At 70.0% G+C, this 24,999-nt stretch carries 26 protein-coding genes and 1 pseudogene; 15 read left to right on the forward strand and 12 right to left on the reverse strand.

What is annotated here, in order from left to right:
- Nucleotides 1-15 precede the first annotated feature (15 nt).
- The 4 genes and pseudogenes from OG266_RS04185 (at nucleotide 16) to OG266_RS04200 (ending at nucleotide 4,122) form a co-directional block, all read left to right on the forward strand.
- Nucleotides 16-795 carry a (Fe-S)-binding protein gene (locus tag OG266_RS04185; protein ID WP_371542852.1) on the forward strand — a complete coding sequence of 260 codons (780 nt, stop codon included), beginning with the start codon at nucleotides 16-18 and terminating at the stop codon, nucleotides 793-795.
- Entirely contained in the window at nucleotides 792-2,270 is a 1,479-nt protein-coding gene (locus tag OG266_RS04190; RefSeq protein ID WP_371542854.1) for a LutB/LldF family L-lactate oxidation iron-sulfur protein, read from the forward strand. The genes OG266_RS04185 and OG266_RS04190 overlap by 4 nt, the downstream gene beginning before the upstream one ends.
- Nucleotides 2,267-2,914 (forward strand): LUD domain-containing protein, encoded by a 648-nt coding sequence (locus tag OG266_RS04195; RefSeq protein ID WP_266472090.1) that lies wholly within the window; start codon nucleotides 2,267-2,269, stop codon nucleotides 2,912-2,914. Before OG266_RS04190 ends, OG266_RS04195 begins: the two co-directional genes overlap by 4 nt.
- A 22-nt stretch (nucleotides 2,915-2,936) precedes the next feature.
- A pseudogene (locus OG266_RS04200) lies at nucleotides 2,937-4,122 on the forward strand (ATP-binding cassette domain-containing protein).
- Nucleotides 4,123-4,143: 21 nt separating this feature from the next.
- Here the strand turns inward: OG266_RS04200 and OG266_RS04205 are convergent.
- The 4 genes from OG266_RS04205 to OG266_RS04220 all read right to left on the reverse strand — a co-directional run bounded on the left by OG266_RS04205 (nucleotide 4,144) and on the right by OG266_RS04220 (nucleotide 7,444).
- Nucleotides 4,144-5,004, reverse strand: coding sequence for a hypothetical protein (locus OG266_RS04205; protein ID WP_371542857.1), 861 nt, complete (start codon nucleotides 5,002-5,004; stop codon nucleotides 4,144-4,146).
- A 120-nt stretch (nucleotides 5,005-5,124) separates the two neighbouring features.
- Nucleotides 5,125-6,099 (reverse strand): ABC transporter substrate-binding protein, encoded by a 975-nt coding sequence (locus OG266_RS04210; RefSeq protein WP_371542860.1) that lies wholly within the window; start codon nucleotides 6,097-6,099, stop codon nucleotides 5,125-5,127.
- Nucleotides 6,096-6,767 carry an ABC transporter permease gene (locus tag OG266_RS04215; protein ID WP_266472100.1) on the reverse strand — a complete coding sequence of 224 codons (672 nt, stop codon included), beginning with the start codon at nucleotides 6,765-6,767 and terminating at the stop codon, nucleotides 6,096-6,098. The genes OG266_RS04210 and OG266_RS04215 overlap by 4 nt, the downstream gene beginning before the upstream one ends.
- A complete protein-coding gene (locus OG266_RS04220) occupies nucleotides 6,764-7,444 on the reverse strand; it encodes an ABC transporter permease (protein WP_371542865.1) in 681 nt (226 codons plus the stop codon). The genes OG266_RS04215 and OG266_RS04220 overlap by 4 nt, the downstream gene beginning before the upstream one ends.
- A 161-nt stretch (nucleotides 7,445-7,605) precedes the next feature.
- Between OG266_RS04220 and OG266_RS04225 the strand changes: the two genes are divergently transcribed.
- The 6 genes from OG266_RS04225 (at nucleotide 7,606) to OG266_RS04250 (ending at nucleotide 12,877) form a co-directional block, all read left to right on the forward strand.
- Nucleotides 7,606-8,397 carry an ABC transporter ATP-binding protein gene (locus OG266_RS04225; protein ID WP_371542869.1) on the forward strand — a complete coding sequence of 264 codons (792 nt, stop codon included), beginning with the start codon at nucleotides 7,606-7,608 and terminating at the stop codon, nucleotides 8,395-8,397.
- Nucleotides 8,398-8,400: 3 nt separating this feature from the next.
- On the forward strand, nucleotides 8,401-9,711 hold the full coding sequence (locus OG266_RS04230; RefSeq protein ID WP_371542872.1) for an FtsX-like permease family protein: 1,311 nt from the start codon (nucleotides 8,401-8,403) through the stop codon (nucleotides 9,709-9,711).
- A 380-nt stretch (nucleotides 9,712-10,091) separates the two neighbouring features.
- Complete coding sequence (locus tag OG266_RS04235; RefSeq protein ID WP_371542874.1) at nucleotides 10,092-10,520, forward strand: STAS domain-containing protein; 429 nt, start codon at nucleotides 10,092-10,094, stop codon at nucleotides 10,518-10,520.
- Nucleotides 10,520-11,275 (forward strand): ANTAR domain-containing protein, encoded by a 756-nt coding sequence (locus OG266_RS04240; protein WP_371542877.1) that lies wholly within the window; start codon nucleotides 10,520-10,522, stop codon nucleotides 11,273-11,275. Before OG266_RS04235 ends, OG266_RS04240 begins: the two co-directional genes overlap by 1 nt.
- A gap of 81 nt (nucleotides 11,276-11,356) precedes the next feature.
- Nucleotides 11,357-12,073 carry a GAF and ANTAR domain-containing protein gene (locus OG266_RS04245; RefSeq protein ID WP_371542880.1) on the forward strand — a complete coding sequence of 239 codons (717 nt, stop codon included), beginning with the start codon at nucleotides 11,357-11,359 and terminating at the stop codon, nucleotides 12,071-12,073.
- Between the two features lie 204 nt (nucleotides 12,074-12,277).
- Nucleotides 12,278-12,877, forward strand: a complete 600-nt coding sequence (locus OG266_RS04250) for a hypothetical protein (RefSeq protein ID WP_371542883.1) — start codon at nucleotides 12,278-12,280, stop codon at nucleotides 12,875-12,877.
- Nucleotides 12,878-13,020: 143 nt separating this feature from the next.
- Here OG266_RS04250 and OG266_RS04255 read toward each other — a convergent pair whose 3' ends face one another.
- A complete protein-coding gene (locus OG266_RS04255) occupies nucleotides 13,021-13,380 on the reverse strand; it encodes an ANTAR domain-containing protein (RefSeq protein WP_371542885.1) in 360 nt (119 codons plus the stop codon).
- 1,041 nt (nucleotides 13,381-14,421) lie between these two features.
- Here OG266_RS04255 and OG266_RS04260 point away from each other — a divergent pair.
- The 5 genes from OG266_RS04260 to OG266_RS04280 all read left to right on the forward strand — a co-directional run bounded on the left by OG266_RS04260 (nucleotide 14,422) and on the right by OG266_RS04280 (nucleotide 17,080).
- Nucleotides 14,422-14,769, forward strand: a complete 348-nt coding sequence (locus tag OG266_RS04260; RefSeq protein ID WP_266472122.1) for a hypothetical protein — start codon at nucleotides 14,422-14,424, stop codon at nucleotides 14,767-14,769.
- 196 nt (nucleotides 14,770-14,965) lie between these two features.
- Complete coding sequence (locus tag OG266_RS04265; RefSeq protein WP_266472124.1) at nucleotides 14,966-15,322, forward strand: PRC-barrel domain-containing protein; 357 nt, start codon at nucleotides 14,966-14,968, stop codon at nucleotides 15,320-15,322.
- Nucleotides 15,323-15,356: 34 nt separating this feature from the next.
- Nucleotides 15,357-15,527 (forward strand): hypothetical protein, encoded by a 171-nt coding sequence (locus OG266_RS04270; protein WP_371542888.1) that lies wholly within the window; start codon nucleotides 15,357-15,359, stop codon nucleotides 15,525-15,527.
- A gap of 177 nt (nucleotides 15,528-15,704) precedes the next feature.
- The gene (locus OG266_RS04275) at nucleotides 15,705-16,304 is read left to right on the forward strand and encodes a DUF5994 family protein (RefSeq protein WP_371542891.1); all 600 of its coding nucleotides are present in this window, start codon (nucleotides 15,705-15,707) and stop codon (nucleotides 16,302-16,304) included.
- A 197-nt stretch (nucleotides 16,305-16,501) separates the two neighbouring features.
- Nucleotides 16,502-17,080 (forward strand): DUF5994 family protein, encoded by a 579-nt coding sequence (locus OG266_RS04280; RefSeq protein WP_371542893.1) that lies wholly within the window; start codon nucleotides 16,502-16,504, stop codon nucleotides 17,078-17,080.
- Between the two features lie 179 nt (nucleotides 17,081-17,259).
- Here the strand turns inward: OG266_RS04280 and OG266_RS04285 are convergent, their stop codons facing one another.
- The 7 genes from OG266_RS04285 to OG266_RS04315 form a co-directional block, all read right to left on the reverse strand.
- A complete protein-coding gene (locus OG266_RS04285) occupies nucleotides 17,260-17,658 on the reverse strand; it encodes a DUF5994 family protein (RefSeq protein ID WP_371542896.1) in 399 nt (132 codons plus the stop codon).
- A gap of 61 nt (nucleotides 17,659-17,719) precedes the next feature.
- Nucleotides 17,720-18,736: an acyl-CoA desaturase gene (locus tag OG266_RS04290; RefSeq protein ID WP_371542899.1), complete on the reverse strand. Its 1,017-nt coding sequence runs from the start codon at nucleotides 18,734-18,736 to the stop codon at nucleotides 17,720-17,722.
- A gap of 359 nt (nucleotides 18,737-19,095) precedes the next feature.
- Entirely contained in the window at nucleotides 19,096-19,521 is a 426-nt protein-coding gene (locus OG266_RS04295; protein WP_371542901.1) for a hypothetical protein, read from the reverse strand.
- Between the two features lie 102 nt (nucleotides 19,522-19,623).
- Entirely contained in the window at nucleotides 19,624-20,835 is a 1,212-nt protein-coding gene (locus OG266_RS04300) for a lactonase family protein (protein WP_371542904.1), read from the reverse strand.
- A gap of 8 nt (nucleotides 20,836-20,843) precedes the next feature.
- Nucleotides 20,844-20,981 (reverse strand): hypothetical protein, encoded by a 138-nt coding sequence (locus OG266_RS04305; protein ID WP_371542907.1) that lies wholly within the window; start codon nucleotides 20,979-20,981, stop codon nucleotides 20,844-20,846.
- A gap of 45 nt (nucleotides 20,982-21,026) precedes the next feature.
- Nucleotides 21,027-23,168 (reverse strand): SpoIIE family protein phosphatase, encoded by a 2,142-nt coding sequence (locus tag OG266_RS04310; RefSeq protein ID WP_371542910.1) that lies wholly within the window; start codon nucleotides 23,166-23,168, stop codon nucleotides 21,027-21,029.
- A gap of 135 nt (nucleotides 23,169-23,303) precedes the next feature.
- Complete coding sequence (locus tag OG266_RS04315) at nucleotides 23,304-24,926, reverse strand: MFS transporter (RefSeq protein WP_371542913.1); 1,623 nt, start codon at nucleotides 24,924-24,926, stop codon at nucleotides 23,304-23,306.
- Nucleotides 24,927-24,999 lie beyond the last annotated feature (73 nt).

A 24,999-nucleotide genomic window follows, 5' to 3' on the forward strand; every position in this document is an offset into this window, starting at 1 on the left:
ACACGAGGAGCCGCGATGCGTGTCGCCCTGTTCCTGACCTGTGTCAACGACACGCTCTATCCGGACACCGGCCGCGCCGTGGTGAAACTGCTGACCAGGTTGGGTGTCGAGGTCGACTTCCCGATGGCCCAGACCTGCTGCGGGCAGGCGCACTACAACACCGGGTACCGACACGAGGCAGAGCCACTGGCCCGACATTTCTCCGATGTATTCGGTGAGTACGAGGCGATCGTGACGCCTTCCGGCTCCTGCGGCGCGATGGTGCGGGAGCTGTATCCGCGGATGGGCGAGCGGGCGCGCGCCGAGGGACGCGGGGACACTCTCGCGGCAACGCTCGCGCCGGTGGTACCGAAGACGTACGAGCTCACCGAGTTCCTCGTGGACGTACTCGGTGTGACCGACGTCGGCGCGTACTACCCGCACACCGTGACCTACCACCCCACCTGTCACGGGCTGCGCAGCCTCGGCCTCGGCGACCGGCCGCGCCGACTCCTCCAGTCCGTCAAGGGACTTGAGCTCCGCGAGCTGCCCGGAGCTGACGAGTGCTGCGGCTTTGGCGGCACCTTCGCCGTCAAGAACCCCGATGTCTCCGCGGCGATGGGTGCCGACAAGGTGCGCAACGCCGAGTCGACGGGCGCCGATGTGCTGTGCGCCGCCGACAACTCCTGCCTGATGCACATCGGGGGCACGATGTCCCGCCTCAACACCGGTATGCGGCCCGTCCACATCGCGGAAATCCTCGCGAGCACGGAAGAGGAGCCGAGCACGGTCACCGCAAAGGAGCCGAGCGCATGAGCGGGACCTTCGTCGGCATGCCGGCCTTTCCCAAGGCCGCGCACGAAGCCGTGCACAACGCGACCCTGCGCGGCAATCTGCGCCACGCCACCCACACGATCCGCACCAAGCGCGCCAAGGCGGTCGCGGAGCTGGCCGACTGGGCGGAGCTGCGCGAGGCGGGCAAACAGATCAAGGACCACACCCTCCGCCATCTCGACCAGTACCTCGTGCAGTTGGAGGAGTCGGTCACGGCCGCCGGCGGCACCGTGCACTGGGCCGCCGACGCCAACGAGGCCAACCGGATCGTCACCGAGCTCGTGAAGGCGACCGGCGAGACCGAGGTCGTCAAGGTCAAGTCGATGGCCACGCAGGAGATCGCCCTCAACGAGGCACTCGAAGCCGAGGGCATCCACGCCTACGAGACCGATCTCGCCGAACTCATCGTGCAGTTGGGCAAGGACCGCCCCTCGCACATCCTGGTCCCCGCCATCCACCGCAACCGCGGCGAGATCCGGGACATCTTCGTCCGCGAGATGAGCGAGTGGGGCCGCCCGGCGCCCGAGGGCCTCACCGACACACCCGCCGAACTCGCCGAGGCCGCCCGCCTCCACCTCCGCGAGAAGTTCCTGCGCGCCAAGGTCGGCGTATCCGGCGCCAACTTCATGATCGCCGAGACGGGCACGCTGGTCGTGGTCGAATCGGAGGGCAACGGCCGGATGTGCCTCACCCTCCCCGAGACGCTGATCTCGGTCGTCGGCATCGAGAAGATCCTCCCCACCTGGCAGGACCTGGAGGTCTTCCTCCAGACCCTCCCCCGCTCCTCGACGGCCGAGCGCATGAACCCGTACACGAGCACCTGGACCGGCACCACCGACGAGGACGGCCCCCAGACCTTCCACCTGGTCCTCCTCGACAACGGCCGCACCGACACGCTCGCCGACGAGGTCGGCCGCCAGGCCCTGCGCTGCATCCGCTGCTCGGCGTGTCTCAACGTCTGCCCGGTGTACGAGCGTGCGGGCGGCCACGCCTACGGCTCGGTCTACCCCGGCCCGATCGGCGCCATCCTCAGCCCCCAACTCCGGGGCACCGCAAGCGAGATCGACGCCTCGCTCCCGTACGCCTCCTCGCTGTGCGGCGCCTGCTACGAGGTGTGCCCGGTCGCCATCGACATCCCGGAAGTGCTCGTCCATCTGCGCGAGCGGATCGTCGAGGGCGGTCAGACCACCAGTCAGGGCAACAAGGTCGTCCTCAAGCCCGCCAAGGGGCACGCGGCCGAGCGGGCGGCGATGCGCGCGGCACGCTGGGCGTTCAGCCACCCCGGCGCGCTGCGCACCGGCCAGCGGCTCGCCTCCCGTACGCGCCGCTTCCATCCGCGGACGCTGCCGGGCCCCGGCAGGGCGTGGAGCGAGAGCCGCGATCTGCCGGCGGTGCCCGCAGAGCCGTTCCGGGACTGGTGGCAGCGTACGAACGGTGGAAAGGACACGGCGAAGTGAGCAGCAGAGATCTGATCCTGGGCCGGGTGCGGCGCGCGATCGCGGACGTACCACAGGACGACACGCCGTACGAGCAGGCGGTTGCCCGGGACTATCTGCGTGAGCACGGTGCCCGGAGTGTCGCGGAGACGGTGGATCTGCTCGCGGAGAATCTGGCGGATTACCGGGCTCTCGTGCACCGGACGGACACGGAGGAGCTGCCGGATCTGATCATGAGGCTGCTCGCGCAGCGGGGCCCGCAGTACGTACTCGTGCCGCCGTGGTTGCCGCCCGAGTGGATGTCGGCCGCCGATCCCACCCGAGTACACGACCGTGGAGTGAGCACCCCTCAGGAGCTGGACAAGGTGGAGAGCGTCGTCACCGGTTGCGCGCTCGCCATCGCCGAGACCGGCACCATCGTCCTCGACGGCTCCCCCGACCAGGGCCGCCGCCGCATCACCCTGGTCCCCGACCACCACATCTGCGTCGTACGGGTCCCGGACCAGGTCGTCTCCTCGGTCCCCCAGGCCCTGGAACGCCTCGACCCGGCACGCCCGCTGACCTGGATCTCCGGCCCGTCCGCGACCAGCGACATCGAACTCGACCGGGTCGAGGGGGTGCACGGGCCGCGCACCCTCGAGGTGGTGCTGGTGAGCGGAGAGTGACCGGCGCGGTTAGCGTGAGGGAATGATCCGGTTCGAACAGGTCACCAAGCGGTATCCGGACGGTACGACCGCCGTGGACGGCCTCTCCTTCGAGGTCGCCGAGGGTGAACTCGTCACGCTCGTCGGCCCGTCCGGCTGCGGCAAGACGACGACCATGATGATGGTCAACCGCCTCATCGAGCCGACGTCCGGACAGATCTTCGTGAACGACGAGGACATCGCCAAGGTCGACCCCGTGCGGCTGCGGCGCCGGATCGGATACGTAATCCAGCAGGTCGGCCTCTTCCCGCACCGGACGATCCTCGACAACACGGCGACCGTGCCGTCGCTCGTCGGCTGGAAGAAGGCGAAGGCGCGGGCGCGCGCCGCCGAGCTGCTCGATCTGGTGGGTCTGGACCCGAAGACGTACGGAGCGCGCTATCCGGACCAGCTGTCGGGCGGTCAGCGCTGGGGGTCCCCCCAGGCCCTTAAGGCACTGGGGGAGGGTCGGCGTGGCGCGGGCGCTGGCCGCCGACCCGCCGGTGCTGCTCATGGACGAGCCGTTCGGGGCGGTCGACCCGGTGGTGCGGGAACAGTTGCAGGACGAGTTCCTGCGGATGCAGCAGACCGTGCGCAAAACAGTGCTGCTGGTCACGCACGACATCGAGGAAGCCGTGCGGCTCGGCGACCGGATCGCGGTCTACGGGCAGGGGCGCATCGAGCAGTTCGACACGCCCGGCGCGGTCCTCGGCACGCCCGCCACGCCGTACGTCGCCGAGTTCGTGGGCGCCGACCGCGGACTGAAACGGCTTTCGGTGACGGAGATCGAGCCGAGCGACCTCGAACAGCCGCCGATCGCCCGGCTCGACGAGCCCGCCGAGCAGGCGGCGGCCCGGATGCGGACGGAGGGCGCGCGCTGGGCCGTGGTCCTGGACGCCGAGGGTGATCTGCACGGCTGGGTCGGCGTCGACGAACTCGGGGCGGGCGGCTCCGTCCGCGACCTCGCCCACCGGATGAACTCCTGGGTGGCCGTGGGCGCCCCGCTGAAGCAGGCCTTCGGCGTGATGCTCCAGCACGACGCGGGCTGGGTCGCCGTACTGGACGGGGCGCGCTTCCTCGGCGTACTGACCCCGGCGAAGCTGCACGAGGCACTGCGCCGGTCGGTGGACGCGGACGCGCTGGGCGTGCCGCGGGGGCAGGTGGAGTTCGATTCGGTGGCCGATGCCTAGGGCCTGTCCGCCGGACAGGCCCTAGCCGCGTGACTGTCGTGTCGAAACCTCACGTCCGACCAGTCCGTAGGCCCACCGTTCGTTGAAGCCCGCCAGGAAACCCACGGCGCCCCAGAATCCCCAGAAAACGGTGCCGCTCTCCGTGGAATCCGAAGAACAGACGTCAGCGGCAGCAGCGGGAATCTCGATCGCGGCGACGAGACCGGAGCTGAGCAGCAAGTAGACGGCGATCGCAAGCAGCCAGCCGAGGAAGATCCGGTGGACACCGCCGCGCCGCATGCTCCGGGACCGCTGGCCGGGCACGACAACCGCTCTCCCGCCGTTGGCCGGTCGCCGCGTCAGCCCGTCGCCGCTGTTGCGCAGCCGGGTCAGAACGCTGAGCACCGCCCCGAACGCTCCGGCGCCCCCGCACACGAAAGCACCGAGCAGGCTCCACCGGTCGGTGCAGTTCAACGAGACATCGCAGAGACCGAGCAGCTTCTCCCCTGCCACCAACGGCACGAACAGCAGGAACACACCGGCGATGAATCCGATGTTGAGACCGCGGTTGACGGCCAGCTCGCCGTCCTGGTCGATGCGGACCCGGATGCGAAGGATCTCCCGCTCCAGATAGGCGGCCAGGTACTTGTCGGGCTGCGGATCGCCCAGCCGCTGATCGCGCAGGACGTTGCTCAGCACGTGGTGAAGCGTGGTCTTCAGCGACTCCCTGGTCTTCTCCTCGAAAGCTCGCTGCGAGTCGCCGTAGAGCAACTGCAGTTCCAATTGCTGCTCCGGATACGCGACACCGAACTGCCTGTACGCGTCGTGGAATTCGGACCCCACCAAGTCCATCAGCCCTTGGGGCTTGAGATCGGTGGTCGCCCCTTCGACCGTCTCACACACTTTCTGCCACCGAGACCGGTGGACTTCCCCGTTGTCCCCCATGAAATACGTGTACCGGCGCCCGCCCCGGGCGGATACCCACCCCACCGCTCCAGTCCGGTAACCGACGTCACGGTCCTGTCACTTCAGCAGGCCCTTCTCCTTCAGATAGGTCCGCGCCACGTCCTCCGGCAGCCGACGCCAGCTGTCCACCTGTTCGTTCATGGACGCCAAGTCGGCAGTCGTGAGTACGTCGTTGAGTTCACCGAGCGCCTTGGTGACGCCTTCGCTGCCCGCACGGGAGCGGTTGACGACGGGCACGATGTAGTCGGCGTTCTGCAGGTGTTTGTCGTCCGCGAGCAGGACGAGCCCGAACTCTCCCAGGGTCGCGTCCGTCGTGGTGGTCAGCACCATCTGGTCCTGGCCGTTCTGTACGGCGAGCTTGGCCTGTGTGGTGCCGACGCCCTTCGGGTCGACTGCGGTGATGTCGATGCCGTAGGTCTTCTTCAACCCCGCTTCGCAGTACGGCCGTTGCACGCACTCGTCACCCGCCGCGAGCCGCACCTCCAGTCCCGACTTCCCGAGGTCGCTGAGCGTCTTGAGGTGGTGCTGAGCGGCGTACGCCTCGGTCACCGCGAAGGCGTTCTGGTCGACGGCCCTGCCCGCGTCGAGGACGGTGAGACCGCGTGGCGTGGCCAGCTTGCGCAGGGCGGCCATCGTGGCGTCGAGGTCGGGCGAGCCGACGGGCGGTGCGTCGGCGCCGTTGGTCTTGGCGTTCAGCCAGTCGGCGAAGGTGGCCGCGTATTCGGCGACGACGTCGATCTGGCCCGATTCCAGGGCGGGTTCGTACAGTTCGCGGTTGGCGACGGTGAGCATCGACGTCTGGTAGCCGGCCTGGTTCAGGAGCAGCGCGTACATCTGGGCGAGCAGGTCGCTCTCGGTGAATCCGGCCGAGCCGATGGTCAGGTGTTTGCTGTCGCCGGGCGGGGCGGTGACCGCGCCCTGGTTCTCCAGGGACGGCCCGGTGGTGCAGCCGCTCAGCAGGACCAGCGTCGCCAGTGCGACGCGGCGGCGGCGAGGCGCGCGTGGTGGCCTCGGTGATCGCGTACGTCTCATCGCGAACCCCTCGCCCAGCTCGGCGCCAGCCGCTCCGCGACCTCGAAGATCCCCTCGACGATCAGCGCGAACACGGCAACCAGGACGGCACCGGCGACGACCTGGGGCGTGCTCGCCAGATTGAAGCCGGCGGTGATGATCCGGCCGAGCCCGCCGCCGCCCGCGAGCGCGGCGATGGTGGCGGTCGCGACGAGCTGCACCGCGGCGATCCGGACCCCGTTCATCACCATCGGAAGTGCGAGGGGCAGTTCCACGCGGAACAGCATCTGCCGCCCGGTCATCCCCATACCGCGCGCGGCCCGCACCACGCTGCGGTCGACCTCGCGCATCCCCACGTACGCGTTGGTGAGCAGCGGCGGTACGGCGAACAGCACGAGGGCGACGACGGTGGGGCCCTCGCCCCAGTTCCCGATCGGCGTGAGGAGGAGGAGCACCAGCACGGCGAAGGTGGGGACGGCGCGGCCGACGTTGGAGATGTTGACGGCGAGTGCGCCGCCCTTGCCGAGATGGCCGAGGACGAGGGCGATGGGCAGCGCGATCAGGCAGCTGATGACCAGGCAGACGACGGTCAGGACGAGATGCTGGGCGAGCCGGTGCCAGATGCCGTCGGAGCCGGACCAGTTCGCGGAGTCGGTGAGCCAGTCCCAGGCGTCGGTCAGCGTGTTCATCCGCGGGCCGCCCTTGTCCAGGGGGTGATGAGCCACTGCACGCCGAGGAGCAGCAGATCGGCGGCGACCGCGATGATGACGCACAGCACGGACGCGGTGAGGACCTGGGCCTTGAAGTAGGTGTTCATGCCGGCGTAGATGAGGTTGCCAAGTCCTCCGAAGCCGACGATCGCGCCGACCGTCACCAGGGACACGGCCGAGACCATGGCGATCCGGAGGCCGGCCATGGCGGCGGGCAGGGCCAGCGGGAGTTCCACGGTGAGCAGGAGGCGGATGGGCCCGTAGCCCATGCCGCGCGCGGCCTGCCGGGTCTCTTCGGGGACCGCGCGCAGTCCGGCGAGGATGTTGCGGACGAGCAGGGTCAGCGAGTAGAGGACGAGGCCCGCGACGACCAGGGCCGCCGAGAGCCCGTACACCGGCAGGAGCAGCGAGAACATCGCCAGCGACGGAATCGTGTAGAGGATCGTCGTCACGGCGAGGACCGGCCCCGCGGCCCAGCCCCAGCGGCGTACGAGGACGGCCAGCGGGACCGCGACGACGACGGCGATGAGTACCGCGATGGAGGTCAGCTGGAGGTGCTGGACCACCGCGTCGAGGAGGATCTGACTGCGGGTGCTCAGATACTCCCCGCAGATCCACTCGTTGCGCGCGAGGCAGTCGTCCGGGGGCGCGGTCACCTGTCCATTGCACCTGTCCCGTAGGCGGGTCGGCGCGTTCTGGTGGCCCGTACGGGGTGTCGCTGAGTACACCCCCGGATACGGGTTCTGCGCCCAATGTGGCCGGGCTCGGCCCTCCGTAGCGTCGTTGGCGAGGCACAGGGCGTGCCGGACGGAGAGTGATGACGATGTTTCGCCGCACCGCGCGACGTACGAACGACTCGGGACCCGCCTCGGAGGCTCTGCGACTGGTCAAGGTCACCAAGACCTATGGAGCCGAGGAGAATGCGGTGACCGCTTTGGACGGGGTGACGCTCGCGCTGGCGCGTGGCACCTTCACCGCGGTCATGGGGCCCTCGGGGTCCGGCAAGTCCACGCTGCTGCAGTGCGCGGCCGGGCTCGACCGGCCCGACTCCGGCATCGTGATGGTCGACGGCGCCGAGATGACAGGTGGCAGTGAGGCCGAGCTCACGAGGTTCCGGCGGCGTCGGATCGGTTTCGTCTTCCAGCAGTACAACCTGCTGCCCACGCTGACCGTCGCCCAGAACACGGTGCTGCCGCTGAAACTCGCCGGGCGACGCGTCGACCGTGTCCGGGCGCAGGAGACCCTGACGGCCGTCGGTCTCGGCGACCGGCTCGGGCATCTGCCCGACCAGCTCTCCGGGGGCCAGCGGCAGCGCGTGGCGATCGCCCGTGCACTGGTCACAGAGCCCCGGGTGATCTTCGCGGACGAGCCGACCGGGGCGCTGGACACCCGTAGCGCGCGGGATGTGCTGCGGCTGCTTCAGGAGGCGGTACGGGTGCACGGCAGGACCGTCGTCATGGTGACGCACGATCCGGTCGCCGCCTCGTACGCCGACTCCGTCGTGTTCCTCGCGGACGGGCGGCTGGCGGGCGGGATGCAGGCGCCGACGGCCGATGCGGTGGCCGAGCGTCTTGCGCACCTGGGTGACGACACCACGGTGGGGGTGTGAGCCATGTTCGCTCTGGCCTTGCGTTCCATCCGGCAGCGCCCCGGGCGCTTCACGTCGACGCTGCTGTCCGCCTTCCTGGGCGCGGCGATCATCATGACCTTCAACGCGATGCACGACACGGCCGGGCAGCCGGGCGTCGACTCCGTGAGCGCGGAGTCGCTTACCACCTCGGCGAGCGTCGTCGGCGGTTACGGTTCCCTCCTTGTGTTCTTCGCGGTCGCCTCGACGCTGACGGTCAATGTCCGTCAACGCGCCGATGAGATCGAGCTGTTGCGGTGCTCGGGGGCGACTCCGGCGCAGATCAAGCGGATGGTGGTCGGCGAGTCGGTGGTGGTCGCCCTGGTGGGCGCGGTGCTGGCGATCGGTCCGGCGATGCTCGGCGGCATGGCCCTGCTTGACGTGTTCCAGGACAGCGGTCAGGTCGCCCGGTCCGTGGACTACTCGTTCGGTTCCGTCGCGCTCATGTCGGGCCTATGGATCACGGTGCTCGCGGCGGCGGGCGCGGCGTTCCTCGCGGTGCGGCGGGCGACGCACCGGCGTCAACCGCGGGGCGGCGTACGGAAGTTCTTCGCATACGCGGCACTGGCCGTCGGTGGCGTCGCGGTCTGCTCGACCTTCGGGTTCTCCGCGACGGACGCCGCGCTGATGGCGCCTGCCGCGTACGGGGCGATCCTGCTGTCCGTGGGGTTCGCGCTGCTCTCGCCGCGGCTGCTGAAAGGCCTGCTCGACCGGCTCGCGCTGACGAGCCCCAGCGGCTACCTCGCCGTACGGAACCTGCGCCGCCGGGCCGTCGAACTGTCCGGGGTCCTGATGCCGCTGATCCTCTTCACCGGCATGGCGACGGCGACGCTCTACATGCAGGCGGTCGAGAGCGACGCGATCGAGGCCTCGGGCGTCCCGAAGTCCATCGACGCGAAGAACCTCGAAACGCTCAGCCTCGTGGTCGTCGGCATCATCGTGGTCTTCTCCTGCATCATGCTGGTCAACTCCCTGTACGCGGCGACGACTTATCGCAGCCGGGAGTTCGGCCAGCAGCGGCTGGCCGGTGCGACGCCGGGCCAGGTGCTCGCAATGATCGGCGTCGAGGGCCTTGTCGTGACGGTCACCGGTGTCCTCCTCGGCACCGTGGCCGCACTCGCCGGACTCATCCCCTTCACCATCGTCCGCACGGACGCGACCTGGCCGGACCAGGGCCTCGGCATCTGGTTCACCATCGTCGCGGTCGCGGCGACGGTCACGCTGGGGACCAGCCTGTTCACGGCCCGGCGGACCTTGCGCACGCCTGCGGTGGCGGCGGTGACGATGGCCGCGTGACCACGGAGTACGGGGGCGGCCGGGCCTATTCGCCCGGCCGCCCTCATGTGCTGGGCCTCATCGGTGCAAACCTGCTCACACAGCTTGGCGATCCGGGCATGGCTGAGAGCTATGGTGGGCAGAGACGTCCCAGACCCTGGCGGCATGTTGTTGCTGAGCACAGATTGCTGCAGGGTACGGACTCTTCGTCCGGTGACCCGGCGCATTGCCCTGGAGGGAACCGGGCCGGTCTCGTGTCCGGCACAGAGACTGCCGGACCGGCCACCGCTCCGCCTCCGCCGAACGTACGCCCGACCGTACCGAGCGCGTGCCAAGAGGGGCCGGGAGCCCGGCTCAACCACTGACTTCGCTGCCCGGACGGTCTCCTGAACCGAGGCGTCATGCCCCTGCCCCAGTTGAATGTCTACCGGCACGACAGCAAGAAACGGGCACTGATCACCCTCACCGGTGAGATCGACCTGCAGTCGGCGCCTCTGGTACGCGAGGCGTTGGAGCGGTGCCTGCGTGACGGCGTCCGCACCATCGACGTCGACCTCACCCCTGTCACCTTCTGCGACTGCAGCGGTCTGAACACCTTCATCGAGGCCTCGCAACGGACCGCCGAGGTCGGCGGGTCCCTCCAACTCCACTACCCGCCCTACACACTGGCACTACTCGTGGAGCTCACCGGCACGGGCTTCCTGCTCGCCGGCCTTCCGCCCGTCCAAGGAGAGTCACCTCTCACTCCCGCCCCCACCGCGACCGACCCGGCCCCGGGGCCCTTGGCCTGCTCCGAGGCACACCGGAGCGAGCTGGTGCGGCCCGGCTGATGCCCGGCAACCGTTCGGCCCGTATCCAACTGCTGGTCGCCGAGCAGGCGGCCCTGCGCGGTACCCGGGTCGGTGTGGTGGATGTCTGCACCGCCGCGGTGGTCGCGCTGCCGGTCGGCGGGGCCGGGCTGTCGGCGATGTCCAGGACCGCGGCGAGCCATCCGTTGTGCAGCACCGACGACATCAGCGAGCAACTGGAGGAGCTGCAGCTCACGCTGGGCGAGGGGCCCTGCGTGGACGCCTTCACCCACGGCTCGGCCGTCCTGACGTCCGATCTGCGCACGGGTCAACTGCAGGACCGCTGGCCCGTGTTCGTTGATGCGGCCCTGGCCGCCGGAGCACTCGCCGTCTTCGCGCTGCCTCTTCAAGTGGGGGCGATCAGCCCCGGAGTGCTGGACCTGTACGCCCACGTTCCGGTGCGGTTGAGCCCGGAGGAGCTGGCCGACGCGCTGGCGTTCGCCGATCTCGCGACTCTGGTGCTGCTCGACTCCCGGATCGACGAGACGGGCGGGCCACGCCGTGGAGGCAGGGAGGACCTGGGTGCGTACCGGGCGGAGATCGACCAGGCCACCGGGATGCTCACCGTCCAGCTCGGCGTCGGCATCGAAGAAGCCTTCGTCCGCCTCCGCGCGCACGCCTACGCCCACGAACGCCGGCTTGCCGACGTGGCCGCCGACCTGGTGGCCCGTCGCCTCCGCTTCTCCCCCGGCGCGGACCCGGTTCAGGACGACGACGACATCTACGACGGCACTTGACGCCCTCACCCGCTCAGCCGGACCGAATGCGCACTTCCCGCCCCGTCCCGGCAGGAATAGTCTCACCAGAGGGTGCCCACGATGAATCAGCAGCTTCTAGCCAAAACCTTCGTCGAACTGGCTGACAACCTGGTCGCCGACTTCGACCTGATCGACTTCCTGCGCCTGCTGACCGACCGCTGCGTAGGACTGCTCGGCGCGAGCGCCGCAGGGGTACTGCTCGCCGACCGGGACGGCGAACTGCGCGTGGTGGCCGCCTCCGACGAACAAGTACGCCTGCTCGAGCTCTTCCAGCTCCAGAACGACGAAGGTCCCTGTCTCGACTGCTTCCGCACGGGTGCGCCCGTGGCAGTCGGCGACCTGGGCGCCGCCACCACTCGCTGGCCGCACTTCGCCGTACAGGCCCGACGCAGCGGGTTCGGAGCGGTGCAGGCCCTGCCGATGCGCCTGCGGGACGAGGTCGTGGGCGCCCTGAACCTCTTCCGCGCCACCCCCGGCCCCTTCGACCCGGCCGCCACGCCCCTCGCCCAGGCCCTGGCCGACGTCGCCACCATCAGCCTGCTGCAACAGCGCTCCGCGCACCGCAGCACCGTCCTCAACGAGCAACTCCAGACGGCGTTGAACAGCCGAGTGCTGATCGAACAGGCCAAGGGAAAGCTGGCCGAACGCCAGGGCGTCGACATGGAGCGGGCCTTCTCCGCGCTGCGCGGCTACGCCCGCGCCCACAACCGCCGTCTGTCCGACGTGGCCCGCGCCTTCATCGACGACTCCGAACCCCTCCCGGGCCTCGTTCCCTGACCGTCGTCGGCAGCGCTCGTCGGCCCAACTGGCCCCGATTCCAGGCCGATCCGGGGCTATGCTGAACGCACGTCCCGGACCCAGGCGCAGCACGACCCATCGGCCACGATGGCTGTCCCGCACGTCTCCCGGTCCCCTGAACCGAGGCGCCCCATGCGCACTCCCCCGCAACCGTACGAACCCGAAGGCGCTGAACCGTCCGCCATGGACACCGTGCGTCTGCGCCGGCTGAACCGCTGGCAGGCCGAGGGCCTACGGGAGGATCTGGCGGATCTGTACGTGGAGTCCTCCGCCCCCGCGCCGGGTGAGGAGTTCGCCGGCCGGCAGAAGTTCCTGGAGCGCCTGGCGGACGACGTACAGTTGCCGGGGTTCGACATGCTGGTCGCCGAGGCGGCGGCCCTGACCGGCTGTGTCTTCGGATTCCCCGTATCGCGCGACGGCTCGTGGTGGCAGGGGTTCGACGGACCGCTGCCGCAGAACCTGGAGCAACTGACCGCGTCCGGGCATGTCTTCGCGATCCTCGAAACTCTCGTCCATCCGCACCGGCACGCTCTCGGACTCGCCCGACGGATGCAGGAGCGGCTGCTCTCCGATCACCAGGCTTCGCTCGGGGTCACTTTGGTGGATCGGTCCGACCGTTCGGTCTCTGCCGCCTTGAAGGAATGGGGCTGGCAGGACGTGGGACAGATCCGTCGGCGGCCCGACCCAACAGCCCTACGGCTACTGGTACTTCCCCTCGGAGAGCGCACGGCCGAGCATCCGGACGGCCTCGCCCACAACGACCGGACCCAACGGCCCGAATAGCCGCCCGCCGCAGAAGAGCCCGGTGGGTCGATGTTTGGGGCGGACCGGCAGGGCTACTCCAGAGGGGCGTCCGGCGGTCGGCCCGAACGAAGGCACCGGAGAGTTGAGATCACAGCTCCCGGTGCCGCCGGGCATTCAGGTTGTCACCGCCGGTCGACCGCGTGGAGACGCCGCATCGCCCCGCGCAGCTCCCGGCGTATCTGCTCCGGGAGTGTCACACCGTTCGGCGAGGCGACCAGAGCCGCGGCCACGTCCCGGAGTTTGACGTTGCAGTGCTGCGACACGTCCACCAGCAGATCCCAGGCCCTCTCACTGGAACACGGTGCCAGGGCCATCACCATGCCGCGCGCCTGGTCGATCACCGCACGGCTCGCCAGCGCATGCACCAACTGATCGTTCTCCACCCGTAGTTCGAGTATCTCCGCGATCAGGAGCGCATCCCCCGGCAAGGGCGCGGCCGTCAGGATCCCCTCGGCCGCGTGGGGCGATTTCGCCTGATACATGATGCCTACCTCACAGCGCAGTCGCGGTGTCCAGCCTGGGTGGAGCCGCCCTGGAGGAGAGCCGTCAGCGGCCGGCGAGTCACTGCTCGCCGGCCGCGCCGGGCTGGTAGGCCAAGCCGTGGTACTTGAAGTTCGTGTCCCCGATTTCGCGTCCCCGACTGGGACGACGACCAGACGATCCCGTAGGCCGGTCCGTGTGGCCGGTCCCGGCGTCCGCGCAGCCATGGCCGGTGAGCATCACAGCCGGTCTGCCGTACTCAGGCTCCGCACCCACGGCTCGGTGGCCGCAGCGACGGACCCGGTGGGCCTCACCCACAGCGTAGCCCTGCCCAAAGGTTGCAGATACCGTGCGACGTAAGCGCGTACTGTCCGAGACGGATGGCTACTCGACACCTGGACCGGCGGGCGCGCTCGCCGAAGCTTCCTTCGCCCCATCGGCCCCGGCCGGCACCCAAAACTCCCCCATGTCGACATCACGTTGACACAGGATGTGGCCGGGCGTTCACTGACGGCACGGCGTAGGGCCATGCCACTCCGGATCATTCGGGCGACGCATTCCGCCTTCCCGCTTCGCCCGGACCCCGCGGAACTCAGGAACTCCGCGATCTGGAGGTCCGGCGATGGTACGGATCACGGCAGCAGCGCAGGTGGTCCACCTTCAGCGACGAGGCCGACCATGAGCGCTGGACGTACGCTCAAGAGGCAAGACGCAGGAAGTGAAGGGAAGGATCATGGAAGCTTTCGGCCGGGCCGGCCGCGACAGGAAACTGGAGCGCACGGCAGGGCCGAACGGGTCTCCGGCAACCTGAAGCAGCCCGGCGAGAAGACCGGGCACGCTTTCAGGCGGTGACCATGACAACCCCGGGTGGTGCCCACGTCGCGTGAGCGCCACCCGGCAGGCTCAACACGCAAGGTCCCACAAGGAGTTGGGGAGTGGCAGCCGCGTCCCGCCGTCGTGATCGACATCGCGACGCCAGCCGTACTCATAGACGGATGCAGCGCCAGGTCCGGCCGGCACGACGCACAGGAAAGCGGCACACGATGATGTACGACCAGACACGCGCCCAACAGCCCCCGGACAACCGGCCCGGCTCCGCAGGGCGTCAGATCTCCGGCCCGGAGTCGCTGCTCGCGCCGGACGCACGGGCCAAGCTCACCAAGCGCCTCCACATGGCCCTCAACACCTTCGCCGACAGCCCGCGCCAGGCGCTGGAGGACTCCGACGGAGCCCTCGACGAGATCACCACCCAGCTCGTGAACGCCCTCGCGGAACGTCGGCGCGTCCTTCGCGCGGGCTGGCAGGACCAGGACCCCGAAACACAGTCGACCGAGTACCGGCTCGCCCTGAGGCAGTACCGAGAGCTCACGGAGCGCCTGCTGCGCCTGTAGGCACTCGCGCCGGTGGCCGCTTCGCAGCACCAAGAGTGGTGTTGCCGCGGCATCCCCGGTGCCGGAAGAGCATTCCGGTCATACGATGAAAAGTGGGCCGGTGCACTCTCACGTGCGGCGACCCGGAAGGGCGGCCCCGGTGCGTAGACGCCGGGGCCGTTGTGCCATGGTCGGCGGGCAGACAGGGAGCAGGGGCATGATCCGTTCAGCGGACATCCGCGAGTGGCGCAACCATGACGTGGTCGACCCGAAGCAGCGCAAGATCGGCACGCTCGAAGCGATCTATGTGGACACCGCGACCGACGAACCCGCCATGGCCACCGTCCGGACGGGGCTGCTCAGCCGCCAGCGACTGGTCTTCGTCCCCCTCGACGAGGCGGTGCTCGGGCCGGACTACGTCAAGGTCCCCTACGACAAGGGGCAGGCACGGAAGGCACCGTCGATCGGCACGGACGACGTACTGCCCGCCGAGCAGGAGGAAGCGATCTTCCAGTACTACGGCATGACGTACAAACCGGGCGCCAACGGCGAACGCAAACTCGCGCGCCGCTGATCGCCCACACGCAGTACAAGGAGGTGTTCGGGTGATGGCGCTCTTCCTGCTGCTCGTCCTGGTGGCCGTCGTACTGGGAATCATCGGTGCGGCCGCGGACGGCCTGGGCTATCTGCTGGTCATCGGCATCGTGCTCTTCGTGGCCGATGTGGCCTTCTTCGCCGTACGAGGGTCCCGGCGTTCCGGACGGCGTCCCATCCGCTGACGACGGCAGCCGTGCCCGGGCACTTCGGCCGGTGCCCTCGCCCCCGTCCGTCGGGCCCTGGCCAGGAGTAGCCTGGAACTACCGAGGACACTTCGCGCACCGGCTTGTGCCTGTGTCGTTTTCGGCGATCCACGACACCGGGCCGGTTCAGGCCGTCCTGGGAGCTGAGGGCATGTCATGACCGCGACCATGTTGGACGGACCGGCGGTCGACGACCGGGCCCCTTCCCCGTCACCGCTCCGGCTCATGCTGGCACCGGCCGGCACCACTCCGGCACTGATCGACGGTGCGTGGTGGCCCCGCACGCGGGATCTGGCGGCCGAACTCCCGGCGCTCACCGCGGTTTTGGACCCGCTGTGGGGGCGGATCACCCACGTCACCGTGAACCCCACGTTCTGGCCGGTCGTTCCTCGGAGGGTGCCCGTCCACGGCCACGTCGTGCGGGTCGGCTGGTTCAAGGCCGAGCAGGACCCGCACAAGTTGCTGCTGCTCTCCTACACCGCCGGCCGCTGGGACCTGTTGGTGATCCCGCCGGAGACGAGTCCGGCCACAGCCGCCCGCCTGATGACCACCGCAACGGATCCGTCGCGCAGCCTCACCGCGAGCGGCCTGATCCAGGAGGCGGACTTCTTCCGGACCGCGGCCGAGGCCGACTGGGACTCGACCAGGGAAAGGGTCTGGGACTCCGAGGGCGGGCATGAGGCCCACCGTACGAATCCTCGTGGCCCTGCCGGGGCCGTCATCGCCCGCGCATCGGCTCCGGCGCAAGGAATGTGAGCGGCCGCGTACACGTCGAAGGCATGCAGGGAGCGCTGCGAACCCGCGCCTCGCCGGGGTCCGTTCGACCTCCCGGGGGAGTAGCGTGGGGGCATCGAGAGTATTTCGCACACCGGCCTCCACGCCGGTGTCGTTCTCGGCGAGTGACGACACCGGGCCGCTGCCCAAATGCAGCGGCTGGGAGACAGGTTCGCGAGATGTCCGCGACCACCGACCGTCCGCCGCTGCGGATCGTGCCCTTCAGGGCCCCGACCGCCCGTCTCGCGCTGAAGCCCGTGAGCACCACCCGAGGACTTCTGGACGGCGCCTGGTGGCCCCGCTCCCGGGACCTGACACAGGAACTCTCCACCCTGGCCGACATGCTGGACCCGCTGTGGGGACGGATCACCCGGATCGCCGTCAACCCGACGTACTGGCCCGGCCTCCCGGACATGGTGCCCGTCAACGGCCATGTGGTGAAGGTCGGTTGGTTCACACGGGAGCTGGACCCTCACAAGATCCTGCTGCTGTCGTACACCGCCGGCTGCTGGGACCTACTGGTGATCCCGCCGGAGACCAGCACCGCGGCAGCCGCACGCCTGATGGCCGCCGCGAGCGAGAGCAGCGGCACCGCGACCACCGCGAGCGCGCTCATGGCGGCGGAGGAAGCCGTCCACGGCAGCTCCGTGGCCGACCCGGACCGGGATTCCCCGGAGACCTCCGGGGACGAGGACGGCGCCTCGCCCTACCCGGCCGCTGCGGCGGCCGGCCCGAGCCGCCTGCTCATAGGGATGTGAGCCTCATGGTCACCGCCATGGCCTTCAGTACCCTGCTGATCCTGTCCGTCGCGGCGGCACGCGTGATCCACCGGATCGACGCCCGGAGAACGCAGCGCACCACTGTCCGGTCGTCCGAGGTCCTGCCACCGAACTGACGTCGTCCGCCCGAAGGGCCGCCGGCCGCGCCCGCCGCCCGGTCAGACACCGTCGGCCGCGGCGGCGGCCATGAGCTGCTCGGCGGTGTCCTGCGGGGTGTCGGGCGGTACGACGAGCAGGTCCCATCGTCCCCGGTTGGGGGCAAGCAGACAGACCGTGTGCGGGGCGGACGTGGCCGTGGATCTGCGCAGGCGCACGACCCGGTCGAGGACGAGCATCCGGCCGGGTGTCGCGGGCCATGTCGCCCCGTTGACCGTGACGCCGGCGATGTGACCCCAGGTGCGGGGCAACCCGGCGAGCAGTCGCGGGAGTTCCGCGAGCAGGTCGTACGAGTGGGGCCACCACGCACCGTCGATGTGGTGCGGCAGGCCGCTGTGGGGCGCGAGGCTCAGGCGGAGCAGGGGATGCGGGGTGAGCGGGGGCTGCAGTACGGCGGTCATGCGGGCTCCTGTCGACTGCCGTGCGGAAAGGGTGGACCGGATTCGGCCGGACGGTCCGGGCTCACAGGCGACGGGCGGCCACGCGGTCCGGGGCCGGCCAGCGCACCTCGCTCACCCAGCCGACGCGTTCCAGAAGTCGAATGACGGCGGCGGAGGGGTCCACCTGGCCGCGGTCCACGCCGTGGCGGGCACACGTGGGGTCGGCGTGGTGGAGGTTGTGCCAGCTCTCACCGAAGGAGAGCAGGGCCAGCGGCCACAGGTTGGTGGCCCGGTCGTGGCGACGGGTGCGGAACGGGCGCTCGCCGATCATGTGGCACAGGGAGTTCACGCTCCAGGTCACATGCTGGAGCAGTGCGATACGCACAAGTCCCGCCCACAGCAGGGCGGTCAGCCCGTGCACCCAGGTTCCTCCGATGGCCCAGCCCGCCGCGAACGGCAGCGCGAGCGTGAGGACGCACAGGGCCGGGAAGGCGCGGGAGACGGCGCTGATGTCGCGGTCGGCGAGCAGGTCGGGGGCGTAACGGTCCGCGGGCGTACTGTCGTTGCGGAACAGCCAGCCGACGTGCGCGTGCAGCAGTCCGCGCAACTGGCCGCGCAGATGCGTGCCGTAGCGGTACGGCGAGTGAGGGTCCCCCGGCCGGTCGGTGAAGGCGTGGTGGCGGCGGTGTGTGGCGACCCAGCCGATGACATCGCCCTGGAAACTCATCGACCCGGCCACCGCCAGCGAGATGCGCACGGGACGCACCGCACGGTAGCTGCCGTGGGTGAGCCCGCGATGGAAGCCGACCGTGACGCCGAGGCCCGTGACTGTGTAGAGGACGAAGGCGAGCAGGATGTCGGCGGGGTGAATGAGACTCCCCCACAGCAACCAGCCGGCGAGGCCGAGTGCCACGAACGGCAGGACGACGATCGCCGCGGTCACAGCGACGTACAACCGCTCGCCGCTGTTCCGTGGCGGAGTCGGAACCTCCGCGGGGAAGGGGCCCGTCCCGTCGTATACCTCGGGCGACCGGACAGCGTTCGGCGGCGCGACCGCTGAAGGGGGTTCGGCCGCGGACGTGGTGGAACCGATTGACATGCGGAACTCCTTGACCTCGGTGCGGGTGGCGCGGCCGGGGTCACGGGCTGCTCCTGCAGGGACACGTGGTGGGCTTCGAAGCGGCGGCCCGGCGACTTCGTCCGGATCCGTACGGTCCGCCGACTGCCTGCCGGCATCTGCCCAGGAAGAGTCCTCAGTTCCTACACCGTACTCGCGCCCGCCCCGAAACGATGCGGCCCGGCTTGTCCGGGGTTGGCACCGCTGCCGACAGGGCATCCTGCCGACCGTCGAACATCCGGGCAAATCATGACGAATTGGCTACGCTACAAGTACCGAAGACATTCGTGACGGGTCGGCGATGTGGCCGACGTCCTCGTCGTCGGCAGCGGCAGCGGCCGTCAGACCTTGCAGAATCCGAGTCCTTCGAGGGCGGCGTTGATCTGCTTGCCCTGTGCCTCGGTGGTGGTGACGTCCTTGTACGTGAAGCGCTGCGAGGCGAGCCAGTCGGCCTTGCCGCTCTCGACGGCACTGCACTGATTGCGTGCGGCGTCGATGGCCTTGGCCTCGTACTTCACGGTGTCCGGATTGGCGGCGGCGAGAGCCCTGAGCAACACCTCACGGTCGGCGCCTGTCGGCACGGGCGGGATACCGACGGCGGTGGCGGTGGCGGAGGGCTGGTCGGGCGTGACCTCGGACGCGGTGGCGCTGGGCGTGGTCTTCGCTGCATCATCGCTGGTTTCGTCGCCGCTTTCGTCGCTGCTGCAGCCGACGAGGGCGACGGCGAGCGCGGCTGTGACGGTCGCGATGGTAATGAGGGTGCGCATGATCCCCCCTGGGAATGGTGTGCCTGAGGAGGCATCATCCGGCACACGCGGGGTGAGCGAAGGTTCTGTGACTGCGCTGTGACATGCGCGCGTCCGCCGAGCTCAGCACCGGGTGAAGGTGACGCAGTCGGGTTTCGGTACGGGTACGGACGCGCCGGTGTCCGTCAGTTGTCCGGACCGCGGGTCGACGGCGAAGAGGTTCACCGTGTTTCTCGCCTGGTTCGCGACGAACAGCCAACTCCCGCTGGGATGAAGGGAGAAGCTCCAGGGCGTGAGTCCCCCGCAGGAGATGCGCTGTACCTGGGTGAGCAGGCCGGTCCTTCGGTCCGCCGACAAGACGAGCAGGGTGTTCTCGCCGCGGTTGGAGGTGTAGAGGAAGCGGCCGTCGCGGCTGATGGCCAGTTCGGCGGCGCTCGTGGTGCCGGTGTGTCCGGGTGCGTCGGTCGGCAGGCTCTGAAGGTGGGTCAGCGCGCCGTCCTCGGGGTTCCAGTGCAGGGTCTGGATGTCCGCGGTCAGCTCGTTCAGCAGGTAGACGGTTCTGCCGCTCGGGTGGAAGGCCAGACGCCGTGGCCCCGATCCCGGCGCCGTCGCGTAGGTGCGCGGGCCGTCCGGCGTACCGGCGGACAGCTCGCGCGCGGCCCGGTCGAAGCGGTAGACGAAGACCCGGTCGGCACCGAAGTCCGCGACCAGCGCGAACCTGCCGCTCGGGTCGGTGACCACGTGGTGGGCGTGCGGACCCTGCTGCCGTGGGTGGGGTCCGGAACCGGTGTCCTGCACCCGGGACGCCACGGCGCCGAGTCCGCCGTCCCCGCCGATCGGGACGGATACGGCGGTGCCGGCCGGGAAGTCCGCGGCCAGGAGCGTTTGCGAGTGGACGTCCACTCCCATGTACGACAGACCGCCCACCGGTGTGCTCTCCGTCTCGATCTCCCCGAACTGCTCAAGCGCGCCGGAGGCGGTGTCGACGTGGAAGACACGGATGATCCCGCCCGGTTCGCCGCCGGCCACGTACAGGATCGCCCGCGTCGGGTGGGCGACCATCCAGTTCGAGGTGACCTGCGCGACCGGCCCGACCGGCGTCATGGTCGCGCGGGCGGGGTCGAACCGGATCGCGTGCACCTGACCGACGCCCCAGGTACCGATGTGGAGGAGGTCGGCCGTCGCGTTCGGCGCGGCCTCGGCCGGTGCGGCGGCAAGCAGCGGCACACCTCCCACAGCAGACGCCAACGTGGCACCCAGCACCGTTCTGCGGGACGGCAGGCCGGTCGTCGAGCGGGGCCGGACGGCCGGCGGAACCTGCGGGTGGTCACTCATCGAGCGAATCACTCCTTCTCATTCCTGGGGACGCCCACGGCTCGGACCCGGCGCGGCACCTGACGGCGGGCCGCGAGGCCGAGGCGCTTCAGGGCGTAAGTGTCGAGGGCCGCCAGTACGCCGTTCAAGGCGAGCGTTTTGGCCACGAGGATGATGGGACCGGCGATCCGAACAGTTGCGTTCGGCGCGGGCTACAGAGCGGCAAATGCCGGAACCCCGGCGGACTCGCTCAGCTCCGCCCAGACCGTCTTGCCGTGCCGGGCGTGGCGTGTGCCCCAGCGCTCGGCGAGTTGGGCGACCAGGAGCAGGCCGCGGCCGCCCTCGTCGTAGACGCGGGCGCGGCGTTGGTGCGGGGTGGTGCTGCTGTCGTCGGAGACCTCGCACAGGAGGGTGCGGTCGTGGATCAGGCGCAGCCGGATGGGGGGTCGGCCGTAGCGGACGGCGTTGGTGACCAGCTCGCTGACCACCAGCTCGGCGGTGAAGCCCAGGTCCTCCAGGCCCCAGGTACTCAACTGCTCGGAGACGCTCGATCGGGCACGCGAGACTGCGGCAGGGTCGAACTCCAGGTCCCAGCTGGCGACCTGGAGGTCGCCACGGGCATGGGGGCGGGCCAGGAGCAGGGCGACATCGTCGTCCGGGCGACTCGGCAGCAGGGTTTCGAGCACCTTGTCGCAGGACGCCTCCAGAGAGGGGGCGGGCTGGTCGAGGGCCCGGCGGAGCAGGGCGAGGCCCGTCTCGATGTCGTGGTCGCGGGCTTCGATCAGACCGTCGGTGTAGAGGGCGAGGAGGCTGCCTTCGGGGAGTTCGACCTCCGCCGCTTCGAACGGCAGCCCGCCCAGGCCCAGCGGCGGCCCCGGGGGCAGGTCGAGGATGTCGGCGGTGCCGTCCCGGGGCACCAGGACGGGCGGCACATGGCCTGCGCGCGCGAGGGTGCAGCAACTGCTCACCGGGTCGTAGACCGCGTACAGGCAGGTGGCGCCCACGTCCGTTGCCTCTGTGACGGTGTCCGGGTCCATGGACGCTTCGGCGGACAGGCGGATGACGACGTCGTCGAGGTGTGTGAGGAGCTCGTCGGGCGGCAGGTCGATGTCGGCCAGGGTGCGTACGGCCGTCCGCAGCCGGCCCATGGTCGCGGCGGCGTGGACGCCGTGGCCGACGACGTCGCCCACCACGAGGGCGACGCGGGCGCCGGACAGCGGGATGACGTCGTACCAGTCGCCGCCCACGCCGGTCTGGGCGCCGGCGGGCAGGTAGCGGCAGGCGACTTCCACGGTGGACTGCGGTGGCGTACGAGACGGGAGCAGGCTGCGCTGGAGGCTGAGGGCGGTGGTGCGGGCGTGTGTGTAGCGGCGGGCGTTGTCGACCGCTATGGCCGCCCTGGCGGCGATCTCCTGGGCCAGGAGCAGGTCCTCGTCGTCGTAGCGGTCGGGGTTGCGGTGGCGGGAGAACTGGGCGACGCCGAGCGTGGTGCCGCGTGCACGCAGGGGCACCACCAGCGTCGAGTGGACCGGCGGTGGCTCCGCCGTGCGGCTCCCGTCGGGGTGGTGGCGTTCGGGCCGGCCGGTGGTCAGGGCGCGGTCGGGCGGTGAGCCGTCCGGGTAGGTGTGGAGCTGCTGTGGCGTGATCGTCGGTTCCGGGTGGTCGTCCGTCACTGATCGCAGGGCGAGTCTGCGCAGTACGAGCTGTCTCTCCACCGGGTTTGCGGGTCCGTGGAGCGCGGAGTCGAGCAGGTCGACGATGGCGAGGTCGGCGAAGTACTCGGTGGCCAGGTCCGCCAGTTCCTGGGTGGTGCGGGCGATGTCCAGGGTGGTGCCGATGCGCAGCCCGGCCTCGTTCACCATCGACAGCCGCCACCGCAGTCGGCGGTCCCGCTCCTCCTGGTACGCGATGACGCCCTGCTCGGACGCGCGGTCCACGTATCCGGTCGTCGTCGCGACCAGTTTGCGTGTGGCCGCGCTGATCAGCTCGGGGTCGCTGGTCAGCCGGGACAGTACTTCGAGCAGCCGGTCGAGGGCGATGCCCTGCGCAAGCCGGTAGCCCCGCAGCATGACCGTGACGGGTATCCCGTGGCGGGCCAGCCGACGGGCGCGTTCGACATCGGCGGCGGGCGGATCGATCCGGCTCGGGTCGACGCCGTGCTCGAGGCCGGTCAGCGCGCCGAGAACGTGCTCCGCGATGTTCTCCGAGGTCAGTCGGGCCATTCCCGGGTCTTCCCACAGTTCCGGGACTTCGCTCCGCAGGCACCTCTCCACGTCGGCGATCAGCCTGTCCGCGCTCCGGGTGAGCTCATGATGCGCGGCACGGGCGATGAGGCTGTCCGCGGTGACGTCCACACTGTCGACGCTACGCCGTACGGGCGCGTACGCATCGCCGGCGGCGGACCGAGTGCGCCCCTGCCGCTGGCCTACGCCCTCTGTCCGGCCTCGACAGGACGAGGTCGGACAGAGGTCTCAGGGGTCCTGACCGGTTCACTGGACCGAGTCGACGTACTCCTCGTCCCGGCCGGCCTCCGGCTCCACCGGCTCCTCCTGGCCGTGCTTGCCGGCGGTCCTGCCGCCGGGCAGGACCAACAGGACGACGACGGTTCCGGCGGCCATGATGATGCCGCCGATGAGGCTGGTGTGGGCGATGGCGTGGGCGAAGGACTCGTGCACCGCGTCGACCAGGATCTGGGCCTGCTGGGGTCCGCCGTCGGGGTTCTTCGCGACCTGCTCGGCGACCGCGAGGCCGCCGCCCACCGAGTCCGTGGCGGTGTCCGTCGCCGCGCCCGGGAGGTGGCCGCCGACCAGGCCGGTCAGCTTGTCCTTGTAGGAGGTGGCGAGGAGCGAGCCGAGGATGGCGATGCCCAGGGAGCCGCCGAGTTCCAGCGCGGTGTCGTTGGCGCCGCCGCCGACGCCCAGTTCCGACTCGGGGAAGGAACCCATGATGGTGTCGGTGGCCGGGGACAGGCTCAGGCCGATGGCGAAGCCGAGCATCAGCAGCGGCGCCAGGAAGTCGGTGTACGTCGAGCCCGACTCGATCTGCGTGAGCAGGAAGACTCCCGCGGTGCCGATCACCATGCCGGTGCCCACCACCAGCTTCACGCCGAGCTTCGGGCCCAGTCGCCCGGTCACCGCGGCGCCGACGAACACGGCTCCGGCCAGCGGCAGCAGTCGTACGCCGGTCTCCAGCGCGTTGTAGCCGAGGACGAACTGCAGGAACTGGGTGGAGTAGTAGATCGAGCCGAAGGTGCCGAAGAAGAAGAACAGCACCGCGAGCATGGAGCCGCTGAAGGGGCGCTCCTTGAACTTGCGCACGTTGAGCATGGGGTGCGGGTGCCGCAACTCCCAGGCGACGAAGGCGGGCAGTCCGACGGCGGCGACCACGACCGCGGTGATCGGGCCGACGCCCCAGCCGAAGTGCGGGCCCTCGATGGTCGCGTAGACCAGGCTGCCGACGGTGACGATCGAGAGCAGACCGCCGACGTAGTCGATCCTGCCCATCTTGTCCGCCTTCGACGGCGGCACGAGGAGGAGTGCGCCGACGACGCCGACGAGCGCGAGGGGTACGTTCATCAGGAAGGTGGAGCCCCAGGCGCGGTCCTCGAGCAGCCAGCCGGCGGCCAGCGGGCCGACGGCGATGGCTAGGCCGGAGGTGGCGCTCCAGGCGGTGATCGCCTTGGCCCGCTCCCCCCTCGGGAACATCGCGACCAGCAGCGACAAGGTCGCCGGCATGACGACGGCGGCGCCCACCCCCATGATCGCGCGGGCGGTGATGACGAGGATGGTCTCGTCGACCAGGCCGCCCATCACCGCACCCCCCGCGAAGATCAGCAGGCCCAGGATCAGCGCACCGCGACGGCTGTACTTGTCGCCGATCGAGCCCAGTACGAGCATCAGTGCGGCGTACGGGACGGTGTAGCCGTCGACGACCCACTGCAGGTCACTGCTGCTGAGGCCCAGGTCCGTGGTCATGTCCGGCGCGGCCACGATCAGTGACGTGTTCGCCATGACCACGATCAGCAGGCTCAGGCACAGCACCAGCAGAGCCCACCAGCGCCGCGGGTAGGGCCCCGTCATCTTCTCGGCGGGTGTGTTGGCAAAGAGCGGCATCGGAAGCTCCTCAGGGCGAAAGCGGCAGGTACGGGGTTCGTGGATCGGCGGGAACGGTGCGGGCACGGCCACC

The sequence above is a fragment of the Streptomyces sp. NBC_00554 genome (assembly GCF_041431135.1).
Lineage (GTDB): Bacteria > Actinomycetota > Actinomycetes > Streptomycetales > Streptomycetaceae > Streptomyces.

What these genes read in the sequence shown, in the direction of transcription:
- OG266_RS04185 (WP_371542852.1), top strand. Translation starts at nt 16, where the DNA reads ATGCGTGTCGCCCTGTTCCTGACCTGTGTCAACGACACGCTCTATCCG.
- OG266_RS04190 (WP_371542854.1), top strand. Translation starts at nt 792, where the DNA reads ATGAGCGGGACCTTCGTCGGCATGCCGGCCTTTCCCAAGGCCGCGCAC.
- OG266_RS04210 (WP_371542860.1), bottom strand. Translation starts at nt 6,099, where the DNA reads ATGAGACGTACGCGATCACCGAGGCCACCACGCGCGCCTCGCCGCCGC.
- OG266_RS04215 (WP_266472100.1), bottom strand. Translation starts at nt 6,767, where the DNA reads ATGAACACGCTGACCGACGCCTGGGACTGGCTCACCGACTCCGCGAAC.
- OG266_RS04225 (WP_371542869.1), top strand. Translation starts at nt 7,606, where the DNA reads ATGACGATGTTTCGCCGCACCGCGCGACGTACGAACGACTCGGGACCC.
- OG266_RS04230 (WP_371542872.1), top strand. Translation starts at nt 8,401, where the DNA reads ATGTTCGCTCTGGCCTTGCGTTCCATCCGGCAGCGCCCCGGGCGCTTC.
- OG266_RS04235 (WP_371542874.1), top strand. Translation starts at nt 10,092, where the DNA reads ATGCCCCTGCCCCAGTTGAATGTCTACCGGCACGACAGCAAGAAACGG.
- OG266_RS04240 (WP_371542877.1), top strand. Translation starts at nt 10,520, where the DNA reads ATGCCCGGCAACCGTTCGGCCCGTATCCAACTGCTGGTCGCCGAGCAG.
- OG266_RS04245 (WP_371542880.1), top strand. Translation starts at nt 11,357, where the DNA reads ATGAATCAGCAGCTTCTAGCCAAAACCTTCGTCGAACTGGCTGACAAC.
- OG266_RS04250 (WP_371542883.1), top strand. Translation starts at nt 12,278, where the DNA reads ATGGACACCGTGCGTCTGCGCCGGCTGAACCGCTGGCAGGCCGAGGGC.
- OG266_RS04255 (WP_371542885.1), bottom strand. Translation starts at nt 13,380, where the DNA reads ATGTATCAGGCGAAATCGCCCCACGCGGCCGAGGGGATCCTGACGGCC.
- OG266_RS04260 (WP_266472122.1), top strand. Translation starts at nt 14,422, where the DNA reads ATGATGTACGACCAGACACGCGCCCAACAGCCCCCGGACAACCGGCCC.
- OG266_RS04265 (WP_266472124.1), top strand. Translation starts at nt 14,966, where the DNA reads ATGATCCGTTCAGCGGACATCCGCGAGTGGCGCAACCATGACGTGGTC.
- OG266_RS04270 (WP_371542888.1), top strand. Translation starts at nt 15,357, where the DNA reads ATGGCGCTCTTCCTGCTGCTCGTCCTGGTGGCCGTCGTACTGGGAATC.
- OG266_RS04275 (WP_371542891.1), top strand. Translation starts at nt 15,705, where the DNA reads ATGACCGCGACCATGTTGGACGGACCGGCGGTCGACGACCGGGCCCCT.
- OG266_RS04280 (WP_371542893.1), top strand. Translation starts at nt 16,502, where the DNA reads ATGTCCGCGACCACCGACCGTCCGCCGCTGCGGATCGTGCCCTTCAGG.
- OG266_RS04285 (WP_371542896.1), bottom strand. Translation starts at nt 17,658, where the DNA reads ATGACCGCCGTACTGCAGCCCCCGCTCACCCCGCATCCCCTGCTCCGC.
- OG266_RS04290 (WP_371542899.1), bottom strand. Translation starts at nt 18,736, where the DNA reads ATGTCAATCGGTTCCACCACGTCCGCGGCCGAACCCCCTTCAGCGGTC.
- OG266_RS04295 (WP_371542901.1), bottom strand. Translation starts at nt 19,521, where the DNA reads ATGCGCACCCTCATTACCATCGCGACCGTCACAGCCGCGCTCGCCGTC.
- OG266_RS04300 (WP_371542904.1), bottom strand. Translation starts at nt 20,835, where the DNA reads ATGAGTGACCACCCGCAGGTTCCGCCGGCCGTCCGGCCCCGCTCGACG.
- OG266_RS04315 (WP_371542913.1), bottom strand. Translation starts at nt 24,926, where the DNA reads ATGCCGCTCTTTGCCAACACACCCGCCGAGAAGATGACGGGGCCCTAC.